General features: G+C 51.3%; 16 protein-coding genes. 6 read left to right on the forward strand and 10 right to left on the reverse strand.

Features of this window, described 5'->3' with window-relative positions; genetic code table 11:
* Window positions 1–14 precede the first annotated feature (14 nt).
* Window positions 15–539, forward strand: coding sequence for a GNAT family N-acetyltransferase (locus ACX9GT_RS14550; RefSeq protein WP_473187451.1), 525 nt, complete (start codon window positions 15–17; stop codon window positions 537–539).
* 39 nt (window positions 540–578) lie between these two features.
* Here the strand turns inward: ACX9GT_RS14550 and ACX9GT_RS14555 are convergent, their stop codons facing one another.
* Entirely contained in the window at window positions 579–1,430 is an 852-nt protein-coding gene (locus ACX9GT_RS14555) for a PhzF family phenazine biosynthesis protein (RefSeq protein WP_473187452.1), read from the reverse strand.
* Window positions 1,431–1,678: 248 nt separating this feature from the next.
* Here ACX9GT_RS14555 and ACX9GT_RS14560 point away from each other — a divergent pair, with 248 nt between their 5' ends.
* Entirely contained in the window at window positions 1,679–2,467 is a 789-nt protein-coding gene (locus ACX9GT_RS14560; protein WP_473187453.1) for a glycoside hydrolase family 16 protein, read from the forward strand.
* A 37-nt stretch (window positions 2,468–2,504) separates the two neighbouring features.
* Here ACX9GT_RS14560 and fdhF read toward each other — a convergent pair whose 3' ends face one another.
* The 3 genes from fdhF to aegA are packed head-to-tail and all read right to left on the reverse strand — an operon-like array spanning window position 2,505 to window position 7,237.
* The gene (fdhF, locus tag ACX9GT_RS14565) at window positions 2,505–4,652 is read right to left on the reverse strand and encodes a formate dehydrogenase subunit alpha (protein WP_473187454.1); all 2,148 of its coding nucleotides are present in this window, start codon (window positions 4,650–4,652) and stop codon (window positions 2,505–2,507) included.
* A 23-nt stretch (window positions 4,653–4,675) separates the two neighbouring features.
* The gene (locus ACX9GT_RS14570) at window positions 4,676–5,206 is read right to left on the reverse strand and encodes a 4Fe-4S dicluster domain-containing protein (protein WP_473191598.1); all 531 of its coding nucleotides are present in this window, start codon (window positions 5,204–5,206) and stop codon (window positions 4,676–4,678) included.
* Window positions 5,207–5,227: 21 nt separating this feature from the next.
* Complete coding sequence (aegA, locus tag ACX9GT_RS14575; protein WP_473187455.1) at window positions 5,228–7,237, reverse strand: formate-dependent uric acid utilization protein AegA; 2,010 nt, start codon at window positions 7,235–7,237, stop codon at window positions 5,228–5,230.
* Between the two features lie 306 nt (window positions 7,238–7,543).
* Here aegA and ACX9GT_RS14580 point away from each other — a divergent pair, with 306 nt between their 5' ends.
* Entirely contained in the window at window positions 7,544–10,483 is a 2,940-nt protein-coding gene (locus ACX9GT_RS14580; RefSeq protein WP_473187456.1) for an HD domain-containing phosphohydrolase, read from the forward strand.
* A gap of 42 nt (window positions 10,484–10,525) precedes the next feature.
* Here the strand turns inward: ACX9GT_RS14580 and ACX9GT_RS14585 are convergent, their stop codons facing one another.
* Window positions 10,526–10,678 (reverse strand): hypothetical protein, encoded by a 153-nt coding sequence (locus tag ACX9GT_RS14585; protein WP_473187457.1) that lies wholly within the window; start codon window positions 10,676–10,678, stop codon window positions 10,526–10,528.
* Window positions 10,679–11,269: 591 nt separating this feature from the next.
* On the opposite strand from ACX9GT_RS14585, the gene ACX9GT_RS14590 reads away from it, so the two are divergent.
* From ACX9GT_RS14590 to ACX9GT_RS14600, 3 genes are read left to right on the forward strand one after another with little or no spacing between them, the layout of a single operon-like run.
* On the forward strand, window positions 11,270–11,683 hold the full coding sequence (locus ACX9GT_RS14590; protein WP_473187458.1) for a hypothetical protein: 414 nt from the start codon (window positions 11,270–11,272) through the stop codon (window positions 11,681–11,683).
* Window positions 11,684–11,692: 9 nt separating this feature from the next.
* Complete coding sequence (locus ACX9GT_RS14595) at window positions 11,693–13,387, forward strand: S-type pyocin domain-containing protein (RefSeq protein ID WP_473187459.1); 1,695 nt, start codon at window positions 11,693–11,695, stop codon at window positions 13,385–13,387.
* The gene (locus ACX9GT_RS14600) at window positions 13,384–13,851 is read left to right on the forward strand and encodes a DUF6392 family protein (protein WP_473187460.1); all 468 of its coding nucleotides are present in this window, start codon (window positions 13,384–13,386) and stop codon (window positions 13,849–13,851) included. The genes ACX9GT_RS14595 and ACX9GT_RS14600 overlap by 4 nt, the downstream gene beginning before the upstream one ends.
* A 148-nt stretch (window positions 13,852–13,999) precedes the next feature.
* Here ACX9GT_RS14600 and ACX9GT_RS14605 read toward each other — a convergent pair whose 3' ends face one another.
* From ACX9GT_RS14605 to antA, 5 genes are all read right to left on the reverse strand, one after another.
* Window positions 14,000–14,824, reverse strand: a complete 825-nt coding sequence (locus tag ACX9GT_RS14605; protein ID WP_473187461.1) for an alpha/beta hydrolase — start codon at window positions 14,822–14,824, stop codon at window positions 14,000–14,002.
* Window positions 14,825–14,877: 53 nt separating this feature from the next.
* Entirely contained in the window at window positions 14,878–16,206 is a 1,329-nt protein-coding gene (locus tag ACX9GT_RS14610) for an MFS transporter (protein ID WP_473187462.1), read from the reverse strand.
* A gap of 36 nt (window positions 16,207–16,242) precedes the next feature.
* Entirely contained in the window at window positions 16,243–17,256 is a 1,014-nt protein-coding gene (gene antC, locus ACX9GT_RS14615; protein WP_473187463.1) for an anthranilate 1,2-dioxygenase electron transfer component AntC, read from the reverse strand.
* A gap of 62 nt (window positions 17,257–17,318) precedes the next feature.
* Window positions 17,319–17,822 (reverse strand): anthranilate 1,2-dioxygenase small subunit, encoded by a 504-nt coding sequence (gene antB, locus ACX9GT_RS14620; RefSeq protein ID WP_473187464.1) that lies wholly within the window; start codon window positions 17,820–17,822, stop codon window positions 17,319–17,321.
* 17 nt (window positions 17,823–17,839) lie between these two features.
* Window positions 17,840–19,231 carry an anthranilate 1,2-dioxygenase large subunit gene (antA, locus tag ACX9GT_RS14625; protein WP_473187465.1) on the reverse strand — a complete coding sequence of 464 codons (1,392 nt, stop codon included), beginning with the start codon at window positions 19,229–19,231 and terminating at the stop codon, window positions 17,840–17,842.
* Window positions 19,232–19,235: the final 4 nt, after the last annotated feature.

Below are 19,235 nucleotides of genomic sequence, written 5' to 3' on the forward strand. Positions count from 1 at the left end.
TTTGATATTTCCACATGGCTATGTTTTTTATAGATATTGATGAGGTCTATTTTTCAGGGAGTGGCCAGTTTATGTACCCTATTTACCGTGCGGTTGTTGCTGATGCCGATAGTATTCTTGCTTTACAAAAGATCGCTTACCAATCTGAGGCAATCATTTACCAGGACTGGACCATTCCGCCGCTAACCCAATCTCTTGCTTCTTTGATGACGGAATTTGCCGATCATCTGATCCTTAAGGCCGTGGCTGACGGGGAAATCGTAGGCTCTGTTAGGGCAAAAGTGGATAACAACCGCTGTTTTATCGGCAAACTGATTGTTCAGCCTGACTATCAAGGGCAAGGGATTGGTTCTGCGCTTCTTGCTGCTATCGAAGCTCATTTCCCGTTGGTATCCCACTATGAACTCTTTACGGGTAGCTTAAGCAGCGCGAATATTCGCCTGTACCAGCGCAACGGTTACTGTATTTCGCACAGTAGCCCGTTGTCTGATACGGTTTCTGCTGTTTTTCTTGAAAAAGCCGCTGCTCATCCTCGCTAAAAAAGCCACAGCGGCAATCAATAGAAGGGTCTGCCACTGTTAAAGATTAATGGTGCCGTTAATCACCGTTACCGTTTGACCACCAATCCAAATGCCATCCTCACGATACTGAACCGTTATGCGGCCATTGCGTTGGATTGCGGTTCCCTGACGAGCATGATAATCCTCCAGAGATCCCCGCGAAGCGAAATAACGCGCCAAGCAAGCATTGGCACTACCGGTAACCGGATCTTCCGTCAGGGAGCCATATTCAACCATCAAACCGCGAACTTCGAATTGTTCATCGCCATGGCTACATGGGCCAAAAGGCATCAGGCCAGTCACCTGTGCGCGTTTCAGCAGGCGCTCTAAAGCGCTAACGTTAGGCTTAATGTTTAACACGGCCTCAGCCGATATCATCGGCACCAGCAGCCAGCGAATTCCCATATCAGCGATAGTGACCGTCTGTGAAATATCCAACTCCTCGTGACTAAACACGGTACTGAGCAACGCATCGTCAAACGGCGTGAGAACGGCTTCTGGTGCCGCAAACGCCAGCCCCCTCTGAGGATCAATCTTAATGGTCACCAAACCAACGCCACACTCCTGCACTATTTGCCCTGGCACTTGTGGCACAAGCCCAGCTTCCAGCAACGCATGTGCAGTCCCCAGCGTAGGGTGGCCAGCAAACGGCAACTCACCTTCGACAGTAAAAATACGCACCCGATAATCGGCATGTTTATCCGTCGGGGTTAACACAAAGGTCGTTTCAGATAAATGCGTCCAACGGGCGATGGCTGCCATCTCATCATCGCTTAACGCGTCAGCATCCAGAATGACCGCCAACGGATTACCGCTAAAAGGCAATTGGGAAAAAACATCAACCTGCTTGAAAGCAACTGTTCTGGTCATAGCACACTCGTTAACTCTAATTTTGTGGAAAAGCGATGACTCGCCCCAGGGATTGACATTAATCATGCACAACGCTGTAAAGAATACGATGAGCCTACGGGAAGATAGCGAAATAATGTGTATTTTTTCGCCAACTCCCTCATTTTATTGATACTGATAAGTATCAAGTCATTTTCGATCACCTTAACATGAAGATAATAAAATCTAGATAATCAACAAACAGAAGTCATTACTTCAGGCCGATAACCATGAAAATTGCACACCAAAAAATCATTAATGGCAAAAAATACGCATTAGAATTTTATGATGGTTTTGATCAGGGTTTTCTTGATGAAACACACTGGCTGCCTTATTACCTCCCGCAGTGGAGCAGCCGGGAGTTATCTGCGCCGCGCTTCACCTTTTCTGAAAACGGATTCTCGCTGAATATTGAGCCAGACCAGCAACCCTGGTGCCCAGAGTTTAACGGTGCCGTCAGAGTGTCCTCTTTGCAGACCGGGGTTTACTCAGGCCCGCTGGGTTCAACGCTTGGGCAGCATCGGTTTTCACCGGCTTGCCTGGTACGTGAAAAACAGGTAGCCGAGAAAAAGTACCTGCCTAAATATGGCTATTTCGAACTGAGAGCCAGATGTGATATTGCAGCAAACAATGTTGCTGCACTATGGATGATCGGCTATGAAGATCTCCCTGAGCGCTCTGCCGAGATTTGCATCTTCGAGCTCAAAGGTAAAAATATCCATAGCGGACACGCTCTGATTGGCTATGGGGTTCATCCTTTTGGCGATGCGAAGATTGTCGACGAATTCTATGAAGATCCTTTTGAACTTGATGTCAGCGTATTCAACACTTACGCCATAGCGTGGACAGAAAACCGCATTGATTTTTTTATCAATCAGCGAAAAATACGCACCATTCATCAGTCACCAGATTATGAAATGCAGTTGATGCTGAACATTTATGATCTTGAAAACAGCAACGAAGGAAATAGGCGTTTCTTTATCGATTACGTGGCTGGCTTCCGCCGTTCAGGCAACTGACCACCACGCCCCGCGGGCGTGGTGGTCTAACAAAGAATCAGGCGCTAGGTGCCGCCTCCAGCAGCTGTTTTTTCAGTGCGCTGTATTGCTGTTGTACTTCCGCCTCTGCCCAAGCCTGATCGGCAATAGCCTCCACCCGCACCGCACAGTGTTTGAACTCTGGCGTTTTTGATACCGGGTCAACATGATCCAGCGTCAACTCATTGCAGGCACCAATCCACCACTGATAGGTCATATATACCGCACCGGCATTCACCCGCTCGCTGACTTCGGCACGCGCCATCACCCTGCCGCGGCGTGAGGCGATCCACACCAGCGCCTGATCTTCAACACCCTGCTGAACAGCGTCATTAGGGTGGATCTGCACATAACCCGGCTCATCTGCCAGCGTCTGCAACGCCGAACAGTTACCGGTCATTGAGCGGCAACTGTAATGACCCACTTCGCGCACCGTACACAGCGCCAGCGGATAGGCTTTATCCGTTTTCTCATGCGGCGGGATCCACTCGGCACTGCACAGGTAACCTTTACCCGTCGGCGTACTGAACTTATTGCCTTTATACAGATAAGGTGTACCAGGGTGATCTTCACTTGGGCAAGGCCAGGCCACATAGCCCAAACCAGCCATCTTGTCGTAGGTCGCACCATAGAAGTTCGGGCATAACTGGCGCAATTCATCCCAGATTTCGTTGGTGTTCTGGTAAGACATCGGGTAACCCATGGCGCTGGCCAGCAGGCTGACGATTTCCCAGTCGGGTTTCACATCGCCAACCGGTTCAATCGCCTTGCTGAAGCGCTGAAAACCGCGATCGGCACAGGTATAAACGCCCTCATGTTCCCCCCAAGAGGTGGCGGGCAGGATCACATCCGCCATATAAGCGGTTTTGGTCATGAAGATGTCCTGCACAATCACCAGTTCCAACTGTTCAAAGGCAGTGCGCATCGCCGCCAGATCCGGTTCGGTCTGGATCGGATCTTCGCCGAAGATGTAATAGGCTTTCAGCTTGCCTTCAGCCACCTTGTGTGGCACGTCGGTGATGGCATAACCAATCTCCATCGGCAGGCTGTCAGCACCCCAGGCTTTGGCAAATTTAGCGCTGGCCAGCGCATCGCCAACCTTTTCATAGCCGGGGAACGTATTGGGTAACACGCCCATATCACAGGCACCCTGCACATTATTCTGCCCACGCACCGGGCCAACCCCAACGTTAGGCCGCCCCAGGTTGCCGGTCAGCAGCGCCAGTGAAGAAAGCCCCTTGACCACATCCACCGCCTGCCCCCATTGGGTCACGCCCATGCCCCACAGAATGGTGGCGGTCGGAGCCGCAGCATAGGTGCGGATGGCTGCGCGGATCTGCTGCGCCGTTAAACCGGTGATATCGGCAACGTATTCCGGCGTGTACTTCGCCACCGTCTGGCGCAGTTGGTCAAAACCTTCGGTATAGGATTCGACATAGCTCTTGTTGTATAGGCCTTCTTCGATCAACACATGAATAAAGGCATTCACCAGCGCCATATTGCTGCCGTTCTTCAACGGCAACCATTGGTCGGCAATGCGTGCGGTTTCAATGTAACGCGGATCGCAGACGATCACTTTGGCCCCTTTGGCTTTGGCCTTCAGGATGCGCCGCGCCACGATCGGGTGTGAATCCGCCGCGTTATAGCCAAAGATCAGCAGGCATTCGGTATTTTCCAGCTCATTGATCGAGTTGCTCATCGCCCCGTTACCGAGCGTTTGCTGCAACCCCGCCACCGACGGGCCGTGGCACAGGCGGGCGCAACAGTCGATGTTGTTGGTGCCGATCACCGCGCGAGCAAATTTCTGCATCACATAGTTAGCTTCGTTGCCTGGGCCGCGCGAGGAACCGGTCATCATGATCGCATCCGCACCGTGCTGCTGCTTGATGGCAGACAGTTTTTCGCTGATGTAGGCGATGGCTTCATCCCAACTGGCTTGCTCAAACTCACCGCCACGCTGGCGGCGGATCAGCGGTGAAGTCAGGCGCGGGGTCAGCAGTTTGGTATCCTGCAAGAAATCCCAGCCGTAATAGCCTTTCAGGCACAGTTCGCCCTGGTTAGTAACGCCATTGGCTGGTTGGGCACTGACAATTTTGCCATTCTCCACCAGCAGATTGAGTTTGCAGCCAGAGCCGCAGTACGGGCAAACGGTCGTGATTTTTTCCATTATGTTTCTCCCTGTGGCTCTGATTATTGCAACAGATTCGGCGTAGAACCGAGCGCTGCACGCTGTTGTCTTTCCCGCTGCATCGCTTGCAGATCGGCGGGTTTGATCAGCTTCAGCGCCGCTGTCGGACACACCTCAATGCAGGCCGGGCCAGCGCTGCGCCCCTCGCAGAGATCGCATTTATTGGCCTGCGCGCGGCTATGGGTGCTGCCATCACGGAGGCTACTGTGATTAACCACCACTTCCATCGCGCCATAAGGGCACACCACCATGCAGGTTTTGCAGCCAATACAACGCGACTGCATCACCTGCACGCTGCCGTTATGGTTGTAGATAGCCTCGTTCGGGCAGGCATTCAGGCAGGGAGCGTTCTCACACTGGCGGCACAGCATCGGGGCACTGACGCTGAAGGTTTTCATCACCTTGAGGCGCGGATTGAAGTTTTCCGGCGTGAGCGGCTGTGGGTTTTCACCCAGGTGCGCCATCGCACAGGCGATCTCGCAGGTGCGGCAACCGATACACTGCTGCATGTCGGCGATAACAAACTGATTCATCATTTCTCTCCTTCGGCCGCGTTATAGAACATTGAGATAATAGGCAATGCTTTCTGCGGCTTTACGCCCTTCGGCAATGGCAGTCACGATCAGATCGGCCCCGCGCACGATATCACCACCGGCGAAAATCTTGCGGTTACTGGTTTGATAGGGATAACCCGCCACGGTGGGTGCCACCACCCGTCCTTGTCGGTCCAGTACCACATTGTGTTCGGCCAGCCAGCCCATCCGGTGCGGGCTGAAACCAAAGGCCATAATCACCGCATCGGCAGGCACGATATGCTCGGAACCCGCCACTACCACCGCCTGCCGCCGCCCTTGGCTATCGGCCGCGCCCATTTCGGTGCGCTGCATCTTAATGCCGCTGACGTTGCCCTGCTTATCCACCACAATGCTCAGCGGTTGCAGGTTGAACATAAATTCAGCGCCCTCTTCACGGGCATTTTTCACTTCCCGCTTGGAGCCCGGCATGCTCTTTTCATCACGGCGATAGGCGCAGATCGCCTGCGTCGCGCCATGCCGCAGCGAGGTGCGCACACAGTCCATCGCGGTATCACCGCCACCCAGCACAATCACCCGTTTGCCCGCCATATTGATGTAGGGGCTTTGCGGATTCTCGGGATAGCCCATCAGATGTTGAGTATTGGCAATCAGGAACGGCAGCGCAGCGTGAACCTGCGGTGCATCCTCATTTTCCAGGCCGGAACTCATGGATTTATAGGTGCCGACGCCGAGGAACAGCGCGTCATATTCATTCAGCAAGGCTTCCATCGAGACATCTTTGCCAATCTCGGTGTTCAGGCGGAATTCGACCCCCATATCAGTGAAGATTTCGCGCCTTCTGGCCATCACGTCTTTTTCCAGCTTGAAGGCCGGAATGCCGAAGGTCAGCAGGCCACCGATCTCCGCGTAACGATCAAACACCACCGGTTTGATGCCGTTACGCACCAGAATATCGGCACAGCCAAGCCCCGCCGGGCCAGCGCCGATAATCGCTACCCGCTTGCCGCTGTTTTTGACCGCAGACATATCCGGCCGCCAGCCCATCGAGAACGCGGTTTCGGTGATATAACGCTCAATATTACCGATAGTGACCGCGCCGCCGTGGCCGTTCAGGGTACAAGATTGCTCACACAGCCGATCCTGCGGGCAGACCCGACCACAGACCTCTGGCAGGCTGCTGGTCTGGTGCGACAGCTCAGCGGCTTCCCAAATCCGCCCCTGATCGGCCAGTTTGATCCATTGCGGGATCTGGTTATGCAGCGGGCAGGTCCAGGAACAGATGCTCTGCTTGCCACAGTTCAGGCAGCGTTCGGCCTGTTGGTGGATCTGCTGTTCGTTGAATGGCTGGTAGATTTCTGCAAAGGTAGTTTTACGTAATTCCAGCGGGATTTTGCCGGCCTCCAAGCGCGGCGCTCGCGGCTGTTGCAGCAGATTACGGATCGGTTTTGGCTGTGCCTGATGATTTACCGCCGTTTTCTGGTTGGCCACGCTGCCAAACAGTTGGCTATGCAGATCGCGCGCCGCACTGCGCTGGCGCTTTTGCATCTGCTGTTCCACCAGGGTTTTGGTATCCACCAGGCTCAGCGCATGGGTCGGGCAAGCGCGCACGCAAGCCGGATCCTGGTTCAGATCGCTACACAGATCGCATTTCTGCGCTTCGGTTTTCTGATAACTGTCCGCCAAGCGACGATTGGCCGGTTGTACGGTTTCGGTCACCACCGTCATCATGCCAAACGGGCAGGCTACGGCGCAGGCTTTGCAACCGATGCACTTCTCCTGGCTGACCTGAATACTGTCGTGACTTTGCACAATGGCCCCGGTCGGGCAAACATTGGCACAAGGGGCATTTTCGCAGTGATGGCAGAACACCGCCGTATTGGCATTTGGCCCCTGAATCACTTTCACCCGTGGGGTGAAATACTCCCGCTGGCTGGGATAATCCCCATGATGATGAGCTGTCACACAAGCCACTTCGCAGCTTCGGCAGCCTATACAGGCCTCTGATTCTGCAACGATAAATTGATTCATAGTATCCTTTTCGAACAATTTGGCTAAAAAAGGCATCATTAAAGAGTTAGCGTTATGACCTTTTATATCGCTGGCGTAGGCAGGTATCTTCAGGGTTATAACCATGTAAATGTAATGGTTATAATTAATTACATTCCATGACATTTCGCATGAAAAAAGCGTACTGCAAAAATTTATGCAAAATTACTCAGAAAAGTGGAGGGTTAGCGGTGGATTGATCGCGTAGGAAACGAGGCAAACCTCTCGGCTTGCCGTCCGTCGTCTATGATTAGAACAGTTGGAAAACATTCATCCAAGGTTGCTTCTATGCTAGGCCATTTATCTGGGCTAAAAAATCGTTACCCATTGCATATCCAGATTGCTGCGCTTTTTATGCTGCTGATTGTTTCTATCGGCAGCGCGATTGTTATTTTCAGCCATAGCCAGTTGACCAAATTAACCGAGATCAGCACCAACCGGCAGTATCAGAAAACCGGTCAAGCCATTGCCGCCGAACTGAATGCGGTGACGCGCACCATGATGATGTCGGTCAATATTTTGACGGGTATGCCGGTTACCGAAGCCTCAACTTTCGAGCAAAGAATGGCTTCTGTAGACAAATTTATTGAAATACTCAAACGGAACGACTACGCCAGCTCGGTCTACGCCGCCTATCCCAATGGCGATTTCTTTATGCTACGGCGCATCACTGAGGCTAATCGCGCCTTTTTCAAGGTGCCGGAAAATGTGCCGTGGCTGCTACAAATCAATCGTTTTGTTGCAGGTAAGCCAGAAAAGCGCTTTGTGTATCTCGACGCTAACCAACAGGTGCTGAACGTAAGAATTGTCGATGACCCCCCCTATGATCCTCGCACCCGTGACTGGTTTATTTTGGCATCAAAACAGCCTGGTCTGGTTACCTCTCCAACTTATACCTTCAAAGGTACAGGAGAGACCGGTTTTACTTACAGCCGCCGGGCTGATAATCAACGCGCGGTGATCGGCATGGATGTTTCTTTGGCTTCACTGTCTCAATTCTTGCAACGGCAAAGCCTTCCCCCCGACAGCCAGGCGGCCATTATCAACTTTGCCAATCAGGTTATCGCCAGCCAGCCGATAATCCAGAATGAGAAAATGCAAAACGATCAGAGTTTCAACAGCATCGAGCACTTTCCAGTATTAAAAGCGCTGTTGGATCTTCACCATAATAACGCCACTGATAACCGCGGTAACAACCTCCTGTTTAAAACGCAGGGCCAAGATTGGTACGGCTCCGTGGTCAACATCGTGAATAATGGCAATAACTATCAGTTGGTCATTGCAACCCCGGCCGCTTATCTCACCCTGGGAGCCAATTCAATTCGCAACCGCTCAACGTTGGTTGCTTTTATTCTGTTACTGCTCAGCCTGCCGATTGTCTGGTATTTCTCATTACGCATCTCCAGCCCGCTAATTAGCTTACGGAAAGATGCCGAAGCCATCAGCAATCTGATCTTTGATGATAGAGAACGTGAACACTCGGTCATTGAGGAAATTGACGATTTGCATCACGCCATGTCCAAAATGAAACAGACGCTGAAGCAATTTATCTCGATGGGCAGCATATTGTCGGCCAAAGACAATTTCCCGCAGCAAATGCAGGGGTTGCTGAATGAAACCGCGGATATCGCCGCCATGAACGGCGGGGTGATTTTCCTGGCCGATAAAAACAAAGATATCTTTACCCCCATCGCTTTCCACTGGAACGATCAAAACATCCCAATATCAGAGATTGACGCAATACAGTTCGATCCCGATAACTTCGCCACATTTTGGCAGATACGGGAAGGTCAAACGGTTTCTGGGGTGTTGGATCATGAGCATATTCCCACCCCGCTGCGCGCCTTTTTCCAGACCTATCTTCCTCTGCACTATATTGCCGTCCCCATGCAAACCCATGACGAAGAGTTATTGGGATTCTTACTGCTGTTTAACGCAGCTGAATTAAGCACCGAACGCGAGAGTGCCAAAATACAGTTGGTCAACGCGCTGGTCGGCAGTTTATCCGTCGCCATAGAAACCCAGTATTTGTTGCAAGAGCAAAAAAATCTGCTGAATGCCTTTATTGAACTGATCGCCGGGGCGATCGACGCCAAAAGCGCCTATACCGGCGGCCACTGTCAGCGCGTGCCCGAAATTACCAAAATGTTGGCCAAGGCGGCCGTTGAGGTGCAAGACGGCCCGTTCGCGGATTTCACCCTGTCAGAAAACGAGTGGGAAGAGCTACACATCGCCTGCTGGCTGCACGACTGTGGCAAGATCACCACGCCGGAATTCGTGGTGGATAAAGCCACCAAGCTGGAGCTGATTTACGATCGCATTCACGAAATACGCATGCGCTTCGAGGTATTGAAAAGAGAGAAAGAGATCCTCTCTCTGCGTAACCGGCTCCCAACCCACGACAACACGGCGGCGGAACACCAACTGGCAGAGGAACTGCGCCAGTTGGATGAGGATTTCTATTTTATCGCCCAATGTAACGTTGGCGGTGAGTTTCTGTCTGACGAGGCGCTCTCGCGCATTCGGCAGATTGCCAGCTATCAATGGACCCGCACGCTGGACGATAGGGCCGGGGTTTCCCAGGCCGAATGGGCGCGCAAAACCCGCCAGCCAGCGCGCGACTTGCCGGTGCAGGAAGCCATGCTGGCGGATAAAGAAGAGCATATCGTTTATCGAGATAGCAAAAACCACCTGCCGGAGAGCTACCACTTTAAGCTCAAGGAACCCACTTATCTTTATAACTACGGGGAAATTTATAACCTCTCGATTCGCCGCGGCACGCTGAATGACGAAGAGCGTTATAAGATCAACGAGCATATTATGCAGACGATTATTATGCTGAACAGGCTGCCGTTCCCACGCACCATGGCGAATGTGCCAATCATTGCCGGTGGTCATCACGAGCGCATGGACGGCAAGGGTTACCCCTATCAGTTGAACTATCAGCAAATGAGCATTCCGGTCAGGATGATGGCGATTGCCGACGTATTCGAAGCGCTGACCGCCGCCGATCGCCCTTATAAGCCGGGCAAAATGTTATCAGAAGCGCTGAAGATCATGACGGCGATGGTGAACGAAAATCATCTGGATCGTGAGTTGTTTATTCTGTTTCTGCAATCGGGCGTCTGGCGCGATTACGGCGTGGCCTATTTGCAGGCGGATAAAGTCGATGACGTGGATATTGCAGCGCTGATCCAAAAGCTCGGCCCGCAAAATATTACCCTGTGATGTGATTGATATGCCTAAAGCTCAGGCACTGGCGAACCTAAATCACTTTTTCTTCTGCTGATAGCGGCTAAACTCAATCACATTATCGTGGCTATCAGCACCAACGTTGGCACTATCCAACTGTTGGCGTGTTGCCGCCATAGTCGCTAAACGCATATTCAACTGTTCCTGTTGTACGGCTCTCACTTGTGCCATTGCGTCAGTGGCCTTTTGAGGCGCAAAACACAAATACTCAGTCAGCCAGTGTTGGATCATTTTCTCATTGGCATGTAGATCTTACTTCTCACCTTTACGGGCTCGCCAAGTCTGATTGAGCTTGAGATCAAACTCTAACGCGGTTTCCTCATCGGGTGGGAAGCATCAGGTATTATAATAGACATCACTGTATTCAGCGGCGATCTGGCTGACATAGCTCATGACGCTTCTATCAGTACGTTGGTAGAACCGAATATCTTTGATTCGCTTGTTCCAGTTCTGCCTGCGTTTCAGCCAGAGAACAGTTAATGGTAATCATTTATCAAAGCCCTTCCATGCGATTAATGAATGCTTCGTTCAATATCGTGATTTAGCGTTACAAGGTAAATCAATTTATTGCTTTTCGATATGCCAACGGTATCCCGCTGTTTATTTTAACTTCTTGACGAAATGGTATGCAGTTACCTGTTCAATAACATGATTGACGACGCAGTGTTAATACCCACCATCTATCAGTTTTCCTGTGGGATTGTTGGCGCTCAGCGTTTATGCTATGACCTTATTGCCGTTAATTGATTAAGGATGATCAGTATGCAAGACGTCGAACACACCTTGTACACGAATGATATGACCCCAGCGTTGCTATCGGGAATGGATCAGCCCGCCTTTACCGATGAGCGATTAGCCACTTTGCACAAAGATACCCGCGCACATATTCGCCAACAGGAAGCCTACTGTCGAACGCACCCATCGATAGCGATTTATCGGTTTGCTACTGATGGTAGCCGTACCCGCAACGGGGGGATCGTTAAAACAACAGCAGAAATCATCACAGGTGCAGGAAGAAACGGTCATTTCAATGATGGCTCATCGGTGGCATGGGTTGGCAGTAGATTGAATAATGGTGATGAAATCATTAACACCTTTCAGGGCACCATCTGGTTGGTACAGCGTGATGGCGTACCCATGGCTGACGATTTTTTATGTGTTGCGCAGGCTCGCTAAGGACGGCTTATGGCAAGGGGCTATTTTCTTCGCGTCGGCGATAAAACAACGTGCGGTGGCGAAATTCTGACGGGGGATCCAACGTTCAGTTGGTATGGCGTAGCCGGTGCTCGAATGGGGGATAAGGTGTCCTGCGGCAAAAATCCCGGTGTGTATGAAATCCTGGGAGGCGTAGCCGATGTATTTGACGTAGGACAAGCCGTGGCAGGAACGCTGGACAGCGTAAGTTCTTGCCCCTGCCGCGCGACATTTATCAATTCGATAGCAGATTGTTACGAGAAGGCGAGCCAACCGGTCAAATCTACACCGAAATCAACGTTTGCCCCGCCTCCCGTTGTGCTACCGGTTCCCATCGTACCGGTGTTTGCCAAATCCAGCCTGAGAGAAGCAGGGAACACAGACGCAGGAACGACTGACGAATCACAAGATAACTTTGCTGCGATGAGCTTTTATCAGTCGCAACCGGTGGCAACCTCACCCGTAACCCATACCGAGCCAGTGCAACATGCTCAGGCGGCAAAGAAGAAAAAGCCGGAAACTCCACCACCGCCTCCTCCCCAAGCTCCGAAGAAAAGATCGCTGTTCGATAAAGTGAGTGGTTTCTTTTTCGGTGAAGCGGAAGCTATGCCATTGCCATTAGCTGCACCGCCTGTAGTCACTGGTGGTGCAGCCGCAGAGGCCGGAATGACGGCTACGGCAGGCGGAGCAACAGCAAAGGCCAATCAAGGTGCAGCCAAAGCGCTGACGCACTCTATGAAGCACCTTTCCGGGCCATCGGTCTGGCAGGGTTCACTGGATATGGCTCTGCCCTTCGTGGTGATGGGGGCGATGGTTCACAATATGCTCAAGGGGCAAAAAAGTGACCTGCTGACGGCAGATAAACTGCTGGAAGTTGCCAAGAAGCATGGCACAGTTCCCACGCGGGTACGTTATAACTGGGTGGAGGATGAGCAGACGGGTCGACTGAAAGCGGTTGGCTACCACACCAGCGCGGAAAGTGGTTCTGATCAGGTGAGAGTTCGTTCACTCTACCGTACCGGTAAAGGCACCTATGAGTTTTGGGAAGATGGAGCCAAAGGGCCAACGATACTTTGGACACCGGATACTCCTGACTATGTAGCTCCATCAGATACGGCTCACGGTGAACAGGTGGTGCTGCCGTCTGGCCCTCCGGGGCTAGAGATCCCCGATATACAGGGTGTGACGGTCACAGTGACGCCGATCCCGGAAGAGAGAGATTTTCGGGACTATATTCTGATCTTCCCAGAGAATGAATATCCACCAATCTATATCTACTTGAGCAAGCCTCCAGTAGAGTTTTTAGATGTGGATTTATATAGCAATCTCAAAGGTCGCTCACGGCAGGGTAAATATCATGTCGATCATATGCCGTCCAGGGCTGCTGTAATATTGAATTTGAAAAGAGAATATCCAGATATTGATGATGCAATTATAAAAAAGATGGCGGACAATGTAGCTGCAATTGCCATACCTGCGGAGGTGCATAGAAAAGTCAGTGCTACGTATGGTGGGCGTAATAAGGAACAAAAAGATAGCGATTCTTATGATCTGCGTACTGCAATGGATAAAGATTTTGATACAGAAGAAGAAGCATTGAGAGAACATGGCGCAACTGAAAAACAGTTGCAAGAAGCCCGTGAAAAAATGCACAAAATTAATGAAGAACAGGGGTTATACAAATGACGGTAAATGTAGAATCGTTGATTCGCAGTTTGGGTAAACGCTATCAAGATATTTTTGATGCTGGGTTAATACCATATAAATCAAAACCCAAAGGTACACAAAGTGATGACTTTCTCTATATTGACATGATAAAGGAAGGGGTTTTTCTATCTTTTAATAATAATCAAGATAAAATCTTAAGCCAGATCACTCTTAACATTAAAAAAGATAAAAAGGAATGGGTTTTCCCCAACGACCTACCGTCACCGTTGCAAAAGTCCATGTCTCGTCAATGGATTCATGAAAATTTTGGTGAGCCTGATAAAAGCAACCCGCCTAAAGTGGTCATGAAATATGCTATTGGTTGGATCGAGCGATTTACTATCGAGGATTTTCATATTCCTATCACTATGGTGATCCGCTACGATATGGACGATATGGCGGAGGCCGTAACGTTTATGCCAACCTCAGAATTGCGTTGGTAATCCGAGTTAAAAAATCCTACTGGGAGTTTTTAAACGTATTACTTTATTAACCTCAAGCCATCTAATAATAAGATGGCTTGACCTAAAGAGGCTGGGAATTGGGATAGGGGCTGATAAACAGCCCTGTCTTAACAAACCCACTGACGAATTACTTGCTCAGTAAATCCTGTAATGCCTGCAACAGTTTGCCACCCGGTTGAAACTCATTCAGTAAAGAGAAATGGTTACGCCCGGCAACACGCTGGCACACCACATTATTGCCAGCTTGCGCCAGAGCTTCAGCGTACTCTTCCGAATGGCGAATTAACTCGGGTAACTCATCCGCCCCCACCTGAACAGAAACCGGCCTACCCGAACCAACAGAATGAATCGGGCTATAGTCGTGGATTTCTTTTGCTGTCAGCGCGAGTTTATCATTCAGCCAGCTCAAACTGATGGGCTCCAGATCCACCAGCGCACTGATTGGCATCACATGTGAGATTAACGGATGCTCACGATGAATAACCGTAAGATGCCCACCAGCCGAATGCCCCGACAGGCATACCTTGCCTGGGGTGATATTAAACACTGGCCGGTTGTTATTCAGAAAATCCAACAGAACCCCTATCTCATTGACAATGGTTGTCATTGAAGCCTCGGGAGCCAAGGTATATTCCACCAGAATGACATTCATATTGCTTTTGCACATACCCTCCGTGATAAAAGCAAAATCTTCTTTATCACAATTTTGCCAGTACCCCCCGTGAATAAATATCAGCGTTGGCGTACCTGCTTCCTGAGTTGGGAAAAAGTCAAAGCGTGCTCTAGCGCTATTGGCATAATGAATATCACGCTGAACGTTGGCCACTGCATACCAGGCAGCGCTCTGCTTTTGAAATTGTGCCAGTAATGCCGGGAAATCGCTTACGGCCTTGGTGTTATTGTAGGCAGCATCAAGTTGTAGACGATCCATATTACGATAAAGTGGTTGCATACTTATCTTCCATTATTTCTCAACTCACCCTCTTCTCATCGCTAGCGAAGCAATTAAGAGGCTGCCAGCCGTGGATTAACAAAAAACATGGCTCCGGCTGCCAATAATGATGGCAAGGCGAACGCCATAAAGTTTTGTTGTAACGTTAATTCCATATCGATTAACAACCCACCCGCGAAAGGGCCAAGAATAGCACCAATACGCCCGATCCCCAATCCCCAACCCAGCCCCGTCGATGTCATGGTGCTGGGATAAAAACGGGCAACATAAGAGGTCATGGCGATCTGAGTGCCGATCGTGCTGGCACCAGCAATAAGCAGTAACACATACAGGAGACTCATCGAGCTTTGAGCGCCCAAAAGAGCAATCGTCACCGAACCCAGCAGGAAGTAACCGATCAGCACGGTTCTACCGCTCACTTTATCCATTAACCAGCAACTGCTTAGCGCACCGGCAATGGTGCCAAAGTGTAAGGTAAACAGGAACATCAGGCTGGAGCCTAAAGGATAACCGGCCTGTAGCATCAGTTTAGGTAACCAGGACGTCATGCCATAGATCACATACAGCGACATAAAGAAGACCAGCCAGATCATCAGGGTACTTAGTATTCTCCCCCCTGCGAACAGATCGCCGATGGCCATTTTTACCGGCCCAGCGCCGAGAGCCGATTGGCTGACAAATTCGGTCCCTGGCTGATGAATATAATCCGGAGCAATTTTTTCCAACGCACTTTTTAAACGTTCACTTTGTTTGGTTTTAATTAAGAACGCCGCTGACTCAGGCAAATGCTTTAACATCCAGGGTAAAAATAGGATGGGGAAAATAGCAACGTAAAATATAGACTGCCAGCCCAGCAGCGGAATTAGGTAGATACCTAATATCGCGGCCCACATCCCACCGATGGAATAGCCACTGAACATTAAACCGACCATTAAGCTGCGTCTATTTTTCGGCGAGTATTCACTGGTCAGTGCAGTCACGTTAGGCATCACGCCACCCAAGCCAATGCCAGCAATAAACCGGCACCAGCCAAACTGGTTGGCATTAACGGTAAACCCACAGAGAAAGGTAAATAAGCTGAAGATAATCACACAGAGGGTAATGACCTTCTTTTTACCTATTTTATCTGAGAGTGAACCCAGCGACAGTGCGCCCACCATCATGCCAATCAGCGTATAGCTCCCCAATAAGCCAGCCTGAGTGGCGGTTAACCCCCAGTCAGCCATTAATTTGGGGAGAATCACCCCCAATACGGCGAGATCATAACCATCGAATATAATAATATAAGCACACCAAAAAATAGTCAGGCGGTGGATATTCTGGAACTTTGCATTGTCGATTATTGGCGTAATATTAACGACGTTTATCTCGATCTGAGCCATAAAAGCTCTCCTTGGCGTAAAAGTATTGATCGGTAATCAGCTGGAAACAAAGCGCTCAAAATACACCTGATGTTCGGCTACCGGTTGGGCAGACAACCAGTTGCAGGTCGCCTCAATCATCGGCGGTGGCCCACACAGATAGGCATCAAACGGTTGTTGCAGCAGATGGCTTTCCAACGCATTGGTCACCCAACCCTTTTTACCCTGCCATTCAGCGCCAGGATCGACCACCACCACCTGATAGCTGAAATTGCCAAGCCGTTGGGTCAATGCGTCGAGCCTCTCCAGTTCGCTGATCTCACTCTCACGGTTTACCCCGTAATACAGTGCGATCGGTTGCCCACCATCCCCCTGCTCAGCCAGGCTTTCCAACATGCTGAGAAACGCGGACAGCCCGGTTCCCCCGGCGACAAACAGCAGCGGGCGCTTCACTTCACGCAGGTAAAATGCGCCGAACGGGGCGGTAAAGCTGATGCTGTTCCCCACCTGGCAACGCTGGCGTAAATAGTCACTCATCAACCCGCTCGGCAACAAACGAATCAAAAAGCGCACTACCGAAGATTGCGCGCTGGCGCTGGCATACGAATAGGCGCGGCTTTCCTCACTGCCGGGGATCTGAATGCGCGCATACTGCCCTGGCAGATAGTGCAGCGCAGGTTCCCCCGCCTCCAGCGTGATTTCCAGGGTGGCGACCGTATCGGAGAGCAGGTTCAGCGCGCTCACCCGCCCGCGATAGTTCTGCTGGCTGATGTTGCAAATGCTGGAGTCGATATCAAAGTAAAAAGAACCTGGCGACGTCAGCCGGGTCTGGCAGGCCAGCATATAGCCCTGCGCAAGATCGCTGGCGCTCAGCGCATCATCATCGACATACTCCATTTCGATGGTTCCCGACTCACAGCGTCCACGGCAGGTGGCGCAAACCCCTTCACGACAGTCCAGCGGCAGCTGGATCCCGTGACGAAAAGCCGCATCCAGCAATTTTTCGTGCTGCTCAACCTGAATAAACTGCGTGAGTCCGTCCCGGAAAATAATGGCGGCGCGATGGGTCATGGTCACTCCTGTATCATTACTGTTCATAGCAACGGCGGCCGCAACCGCCGTACCAAAGCCAATCAGAGATGGTAGAAATCGAGCACTGAGTCGATCTTGTCATTCAGCAGCAGCACGTGTTTCCCCGCAATTTTCAACTGCTCGCCGTGCCAGCACAGACGGTAATTAGCACGACCAAAGAAATGGCGGCTTTCGCCAAAGCGGTAGTAATGCGTTACCCAGTTGACGCTAACGGCCAGTGGGTCATTTTCACCCGCCTGACAGCGCACGTTATCGATCAGGTGCAGCGTGCGCGGCATCGGCGTACAGGCGGCTGACTTACCGGTGCGAATACGGAATACCCGATCCTCCAGACCAGAGCGGTTGGCATAGTAGATCAGCGACATTTCGCGCTTCGGATCCTGCGTGTAGTCATGTTCACTGCGCCACTGCGGCACGTGAAACTCGGCATCTTCGGTGAAATAGCCAAGATAGCGATCCCAATCCTGGTGATCGCAAGCCTCTGATACCTGGTATAAAAATTGTTCAACGGCATATTGCTGCTGCTCAGGCGTAATGTTTTGCATGATTTATCTCCGTCATTTCAGCGGGCCGCCGCCTGCGCTATTTTTTTCGCCAGCCCTGCCAGCATCATCTGCTGCCATGCGCGGTGCTGGTTGACATACAGCCCTTCATGGGTAATTTCGGTACCGGTGATCGCAGGCGTTATGTTTAAAATGTCGCTATTGCGCGTTGCGCCATATTGCCAATGCTGATGCCCACGGGAGATATCGCTCCACGGCGTGGTGCGTGCCTCGAAGCCACGCTGCTGTTCGCGAAACTCCACCAGATCGTCCGGCGTTCCCATGCCGGAAACGTTGAAGAAGTCTTCAAACTGGCGGATACGGCTTTCGCGATCCCGATCTGACTCCCCTTTCACCCCCAGGCACAGGCTGATCACTTCGGTTTTATTCCAGCTGACCGGGCGAATAATGCGCAGTTGGGAGCTGATCTGATCCATAAAGAACAGGCTGGGGTAAATGTTCAGGTTACGCAGGCGGTGCATGGTCCACTGCGCGCGCTCCTGCGGATATTTATCCAACAGGCGCGGCATGATGCGGCCATAACCGGGGCGCACGTCGGCGGCATTGGGCATGTCGCTGAACAGCAAGCCGTGGCCATGTTTGAATGAGAACCAGCCGTCGTCGGTGTCTTTATCCCCGGCACCCAGCTTGCTGTAGTCGAGCGTGCTGTCACTGGCACCGTTGCGTTGGATATTCAGCTCACGGCGGTGGTTGGCCGTCGAGACATAGTTATAGTGAACGGTGCTGACGTGGTAACCGTCCAGCCCATTCTCATTCTGTAACTTCCAGTTACCGGGATAGGTATAGGTCGAGATACCGGGCAGCACTTCCAGCTCGGCGTTTTCGGACTGCTCCAGCATCATGTCGAAAAACAGCGTGGTGTCGCCCAGGAATTCGGTCAGGCTCTGCTCGGATGTGGTATCCAGGCTGATAAACACAAAACCCCGATAGCTGGCGATGCGTGCCGCTTTTAAGCCATGCTGGCTTTTATCGAAGTCGCTGCCGTATTCCGCCGGGGCTTTGACCTTCGCCAGCACGCCGTCGGACTTGTAACACCAGGCGTGAAACGGGCAGGTAAAGGTGCTCTGGTTACCCTGGCAGACGCGGGTCAGGGTAGCGCCGCGATGCTGGCAAGTATTCGCCAGCGCGTGCAGTTCCCCTTTGCCGTCACGGGTGACCAGCATCGGCTGGCGGCCCGCTTGCACGGTGATAAAATCGTGCGGATTAGGGATCTGGCTTTCATGGCAGGCGAAAATCCACTGCTTCTCGAAAATCAGCTCCATTTCCAGGTCAAACAGTTCCTGATTGGTAAACATTGAGCGGGCGATGCGATAAACCCCCTCCTGTGGCCGAAAGTCGAGGCTGTTTTCAATAACATGCTGCCAGTTTTGTAGTTCTTGTGGCGTGCTCACATTA

It is taken from the genome of Serratia sp. YWN4 (assembly GCF_055790845.1).

Bases quoted from the DNA above. Each gene is read 5' to 3' on its own strand.
- ACX9GT_RS14590 (WP_473187458.1), top strand. From the start codon at position 11,270: ATGCAAGACGTCGAACACACCTTGTACACGAATGATATGACCCCAGCG.
- ACX9GT_RS14595 (WP_473187459.1), top strand. From the start codon at position 11,693: ATGGCAAGGGGCTATTTTCTTCGCGTCGGCGATAAAACAACGTGCGGT.
- ACX9GT_RS14605 (WP_473187461.1), bottom strand. From the start codon at position 14,824: ATGCAACCACTTTATCGTAATATGGATCGTCTACAACTTGATGCTGCC.
- ACX9GT_RS14610 (WP_473187462.1), bottom strand. From the start codon at position 16,206: ATGGCTCAGATCGAGATAAACGTCGTTAATATTACGCCAATAATCGAC.
- ACX9GT_RS14600 (WP_473187460.1), top strand. From the start codon at position 13,384: ATGACGGTAAATGTAGAATCGTTGATTCGCAGTTTGGGTAAACGCTAT.
- ACX9GT_RS14555 (WP_473187452.1), bottom strand. From the start codon at position 1,430: ATGACCAGAACAGTTGCTTTCAAGCAGGTTGATGTTTTTTCCCAATTG.
- ACX9GT_RS14550 (WP_473187451.1), top strand. From the start codon at position 15: ATGGCTATGTTTTTTATAGATATTGATGAGGTCTATTTTTCAGGGAGT.
- ACX9GT_RS14580 (WP_473187456.1), top strand. From the start codon at position 7,544: ATGCTAGGCCATTTATCTGGGCTAAAAAATCGTTACCCATTGCATATC.
- ACX9GT_RS14570 (WP_473191598.1), bottom strand. From the start codon at position 5,206: ATGAATCAGTTTGTTATCGCCGACATGCAGCAGTGTATCGGTTGCCGC.
- aegA (WP_473187455.1), bottom strand. From the start codon at position 7,237: ATGAATCAATTTATCGTTGCAGAATCAGAGGCCTGTATAGGCTGCCGA.
- ACX9GT_RS14585 (WP_473187457.1), bottom strand. From the start codon at position 10,678: ATGGCACAAGTGAGAGCCGTACAACAGGAACAGTTGAATATGCGTTTA.
- fdhF (WP_473187454.1), bottom strand. From the start codon at position 4,652: ATGGAAAAAATCACGACCGTTTGCCCGTACTGCGGCTCTGGCTGCAAA.
- antB (WP_473187464.1), bottom strand. From the start codon at position 17,822: ATGCAAAACATTACGCCTGAGCAGCAGCAATATGCCGTTGAACAATTT.
- ACX9GT_RS14560 (WP_473187453.1), top strand. From the start codon at position 1,679: ATGAAAATTGCACACCAAAAAATCATTAATGGCAAAAAATACGCATTA.
- antC (WP_473187463.1), bottom strand. From the start codon at position 17,256: ATGACCCATCGCGCCGCCATTATTTTCCGGGACGGACTCACGCAGTTT.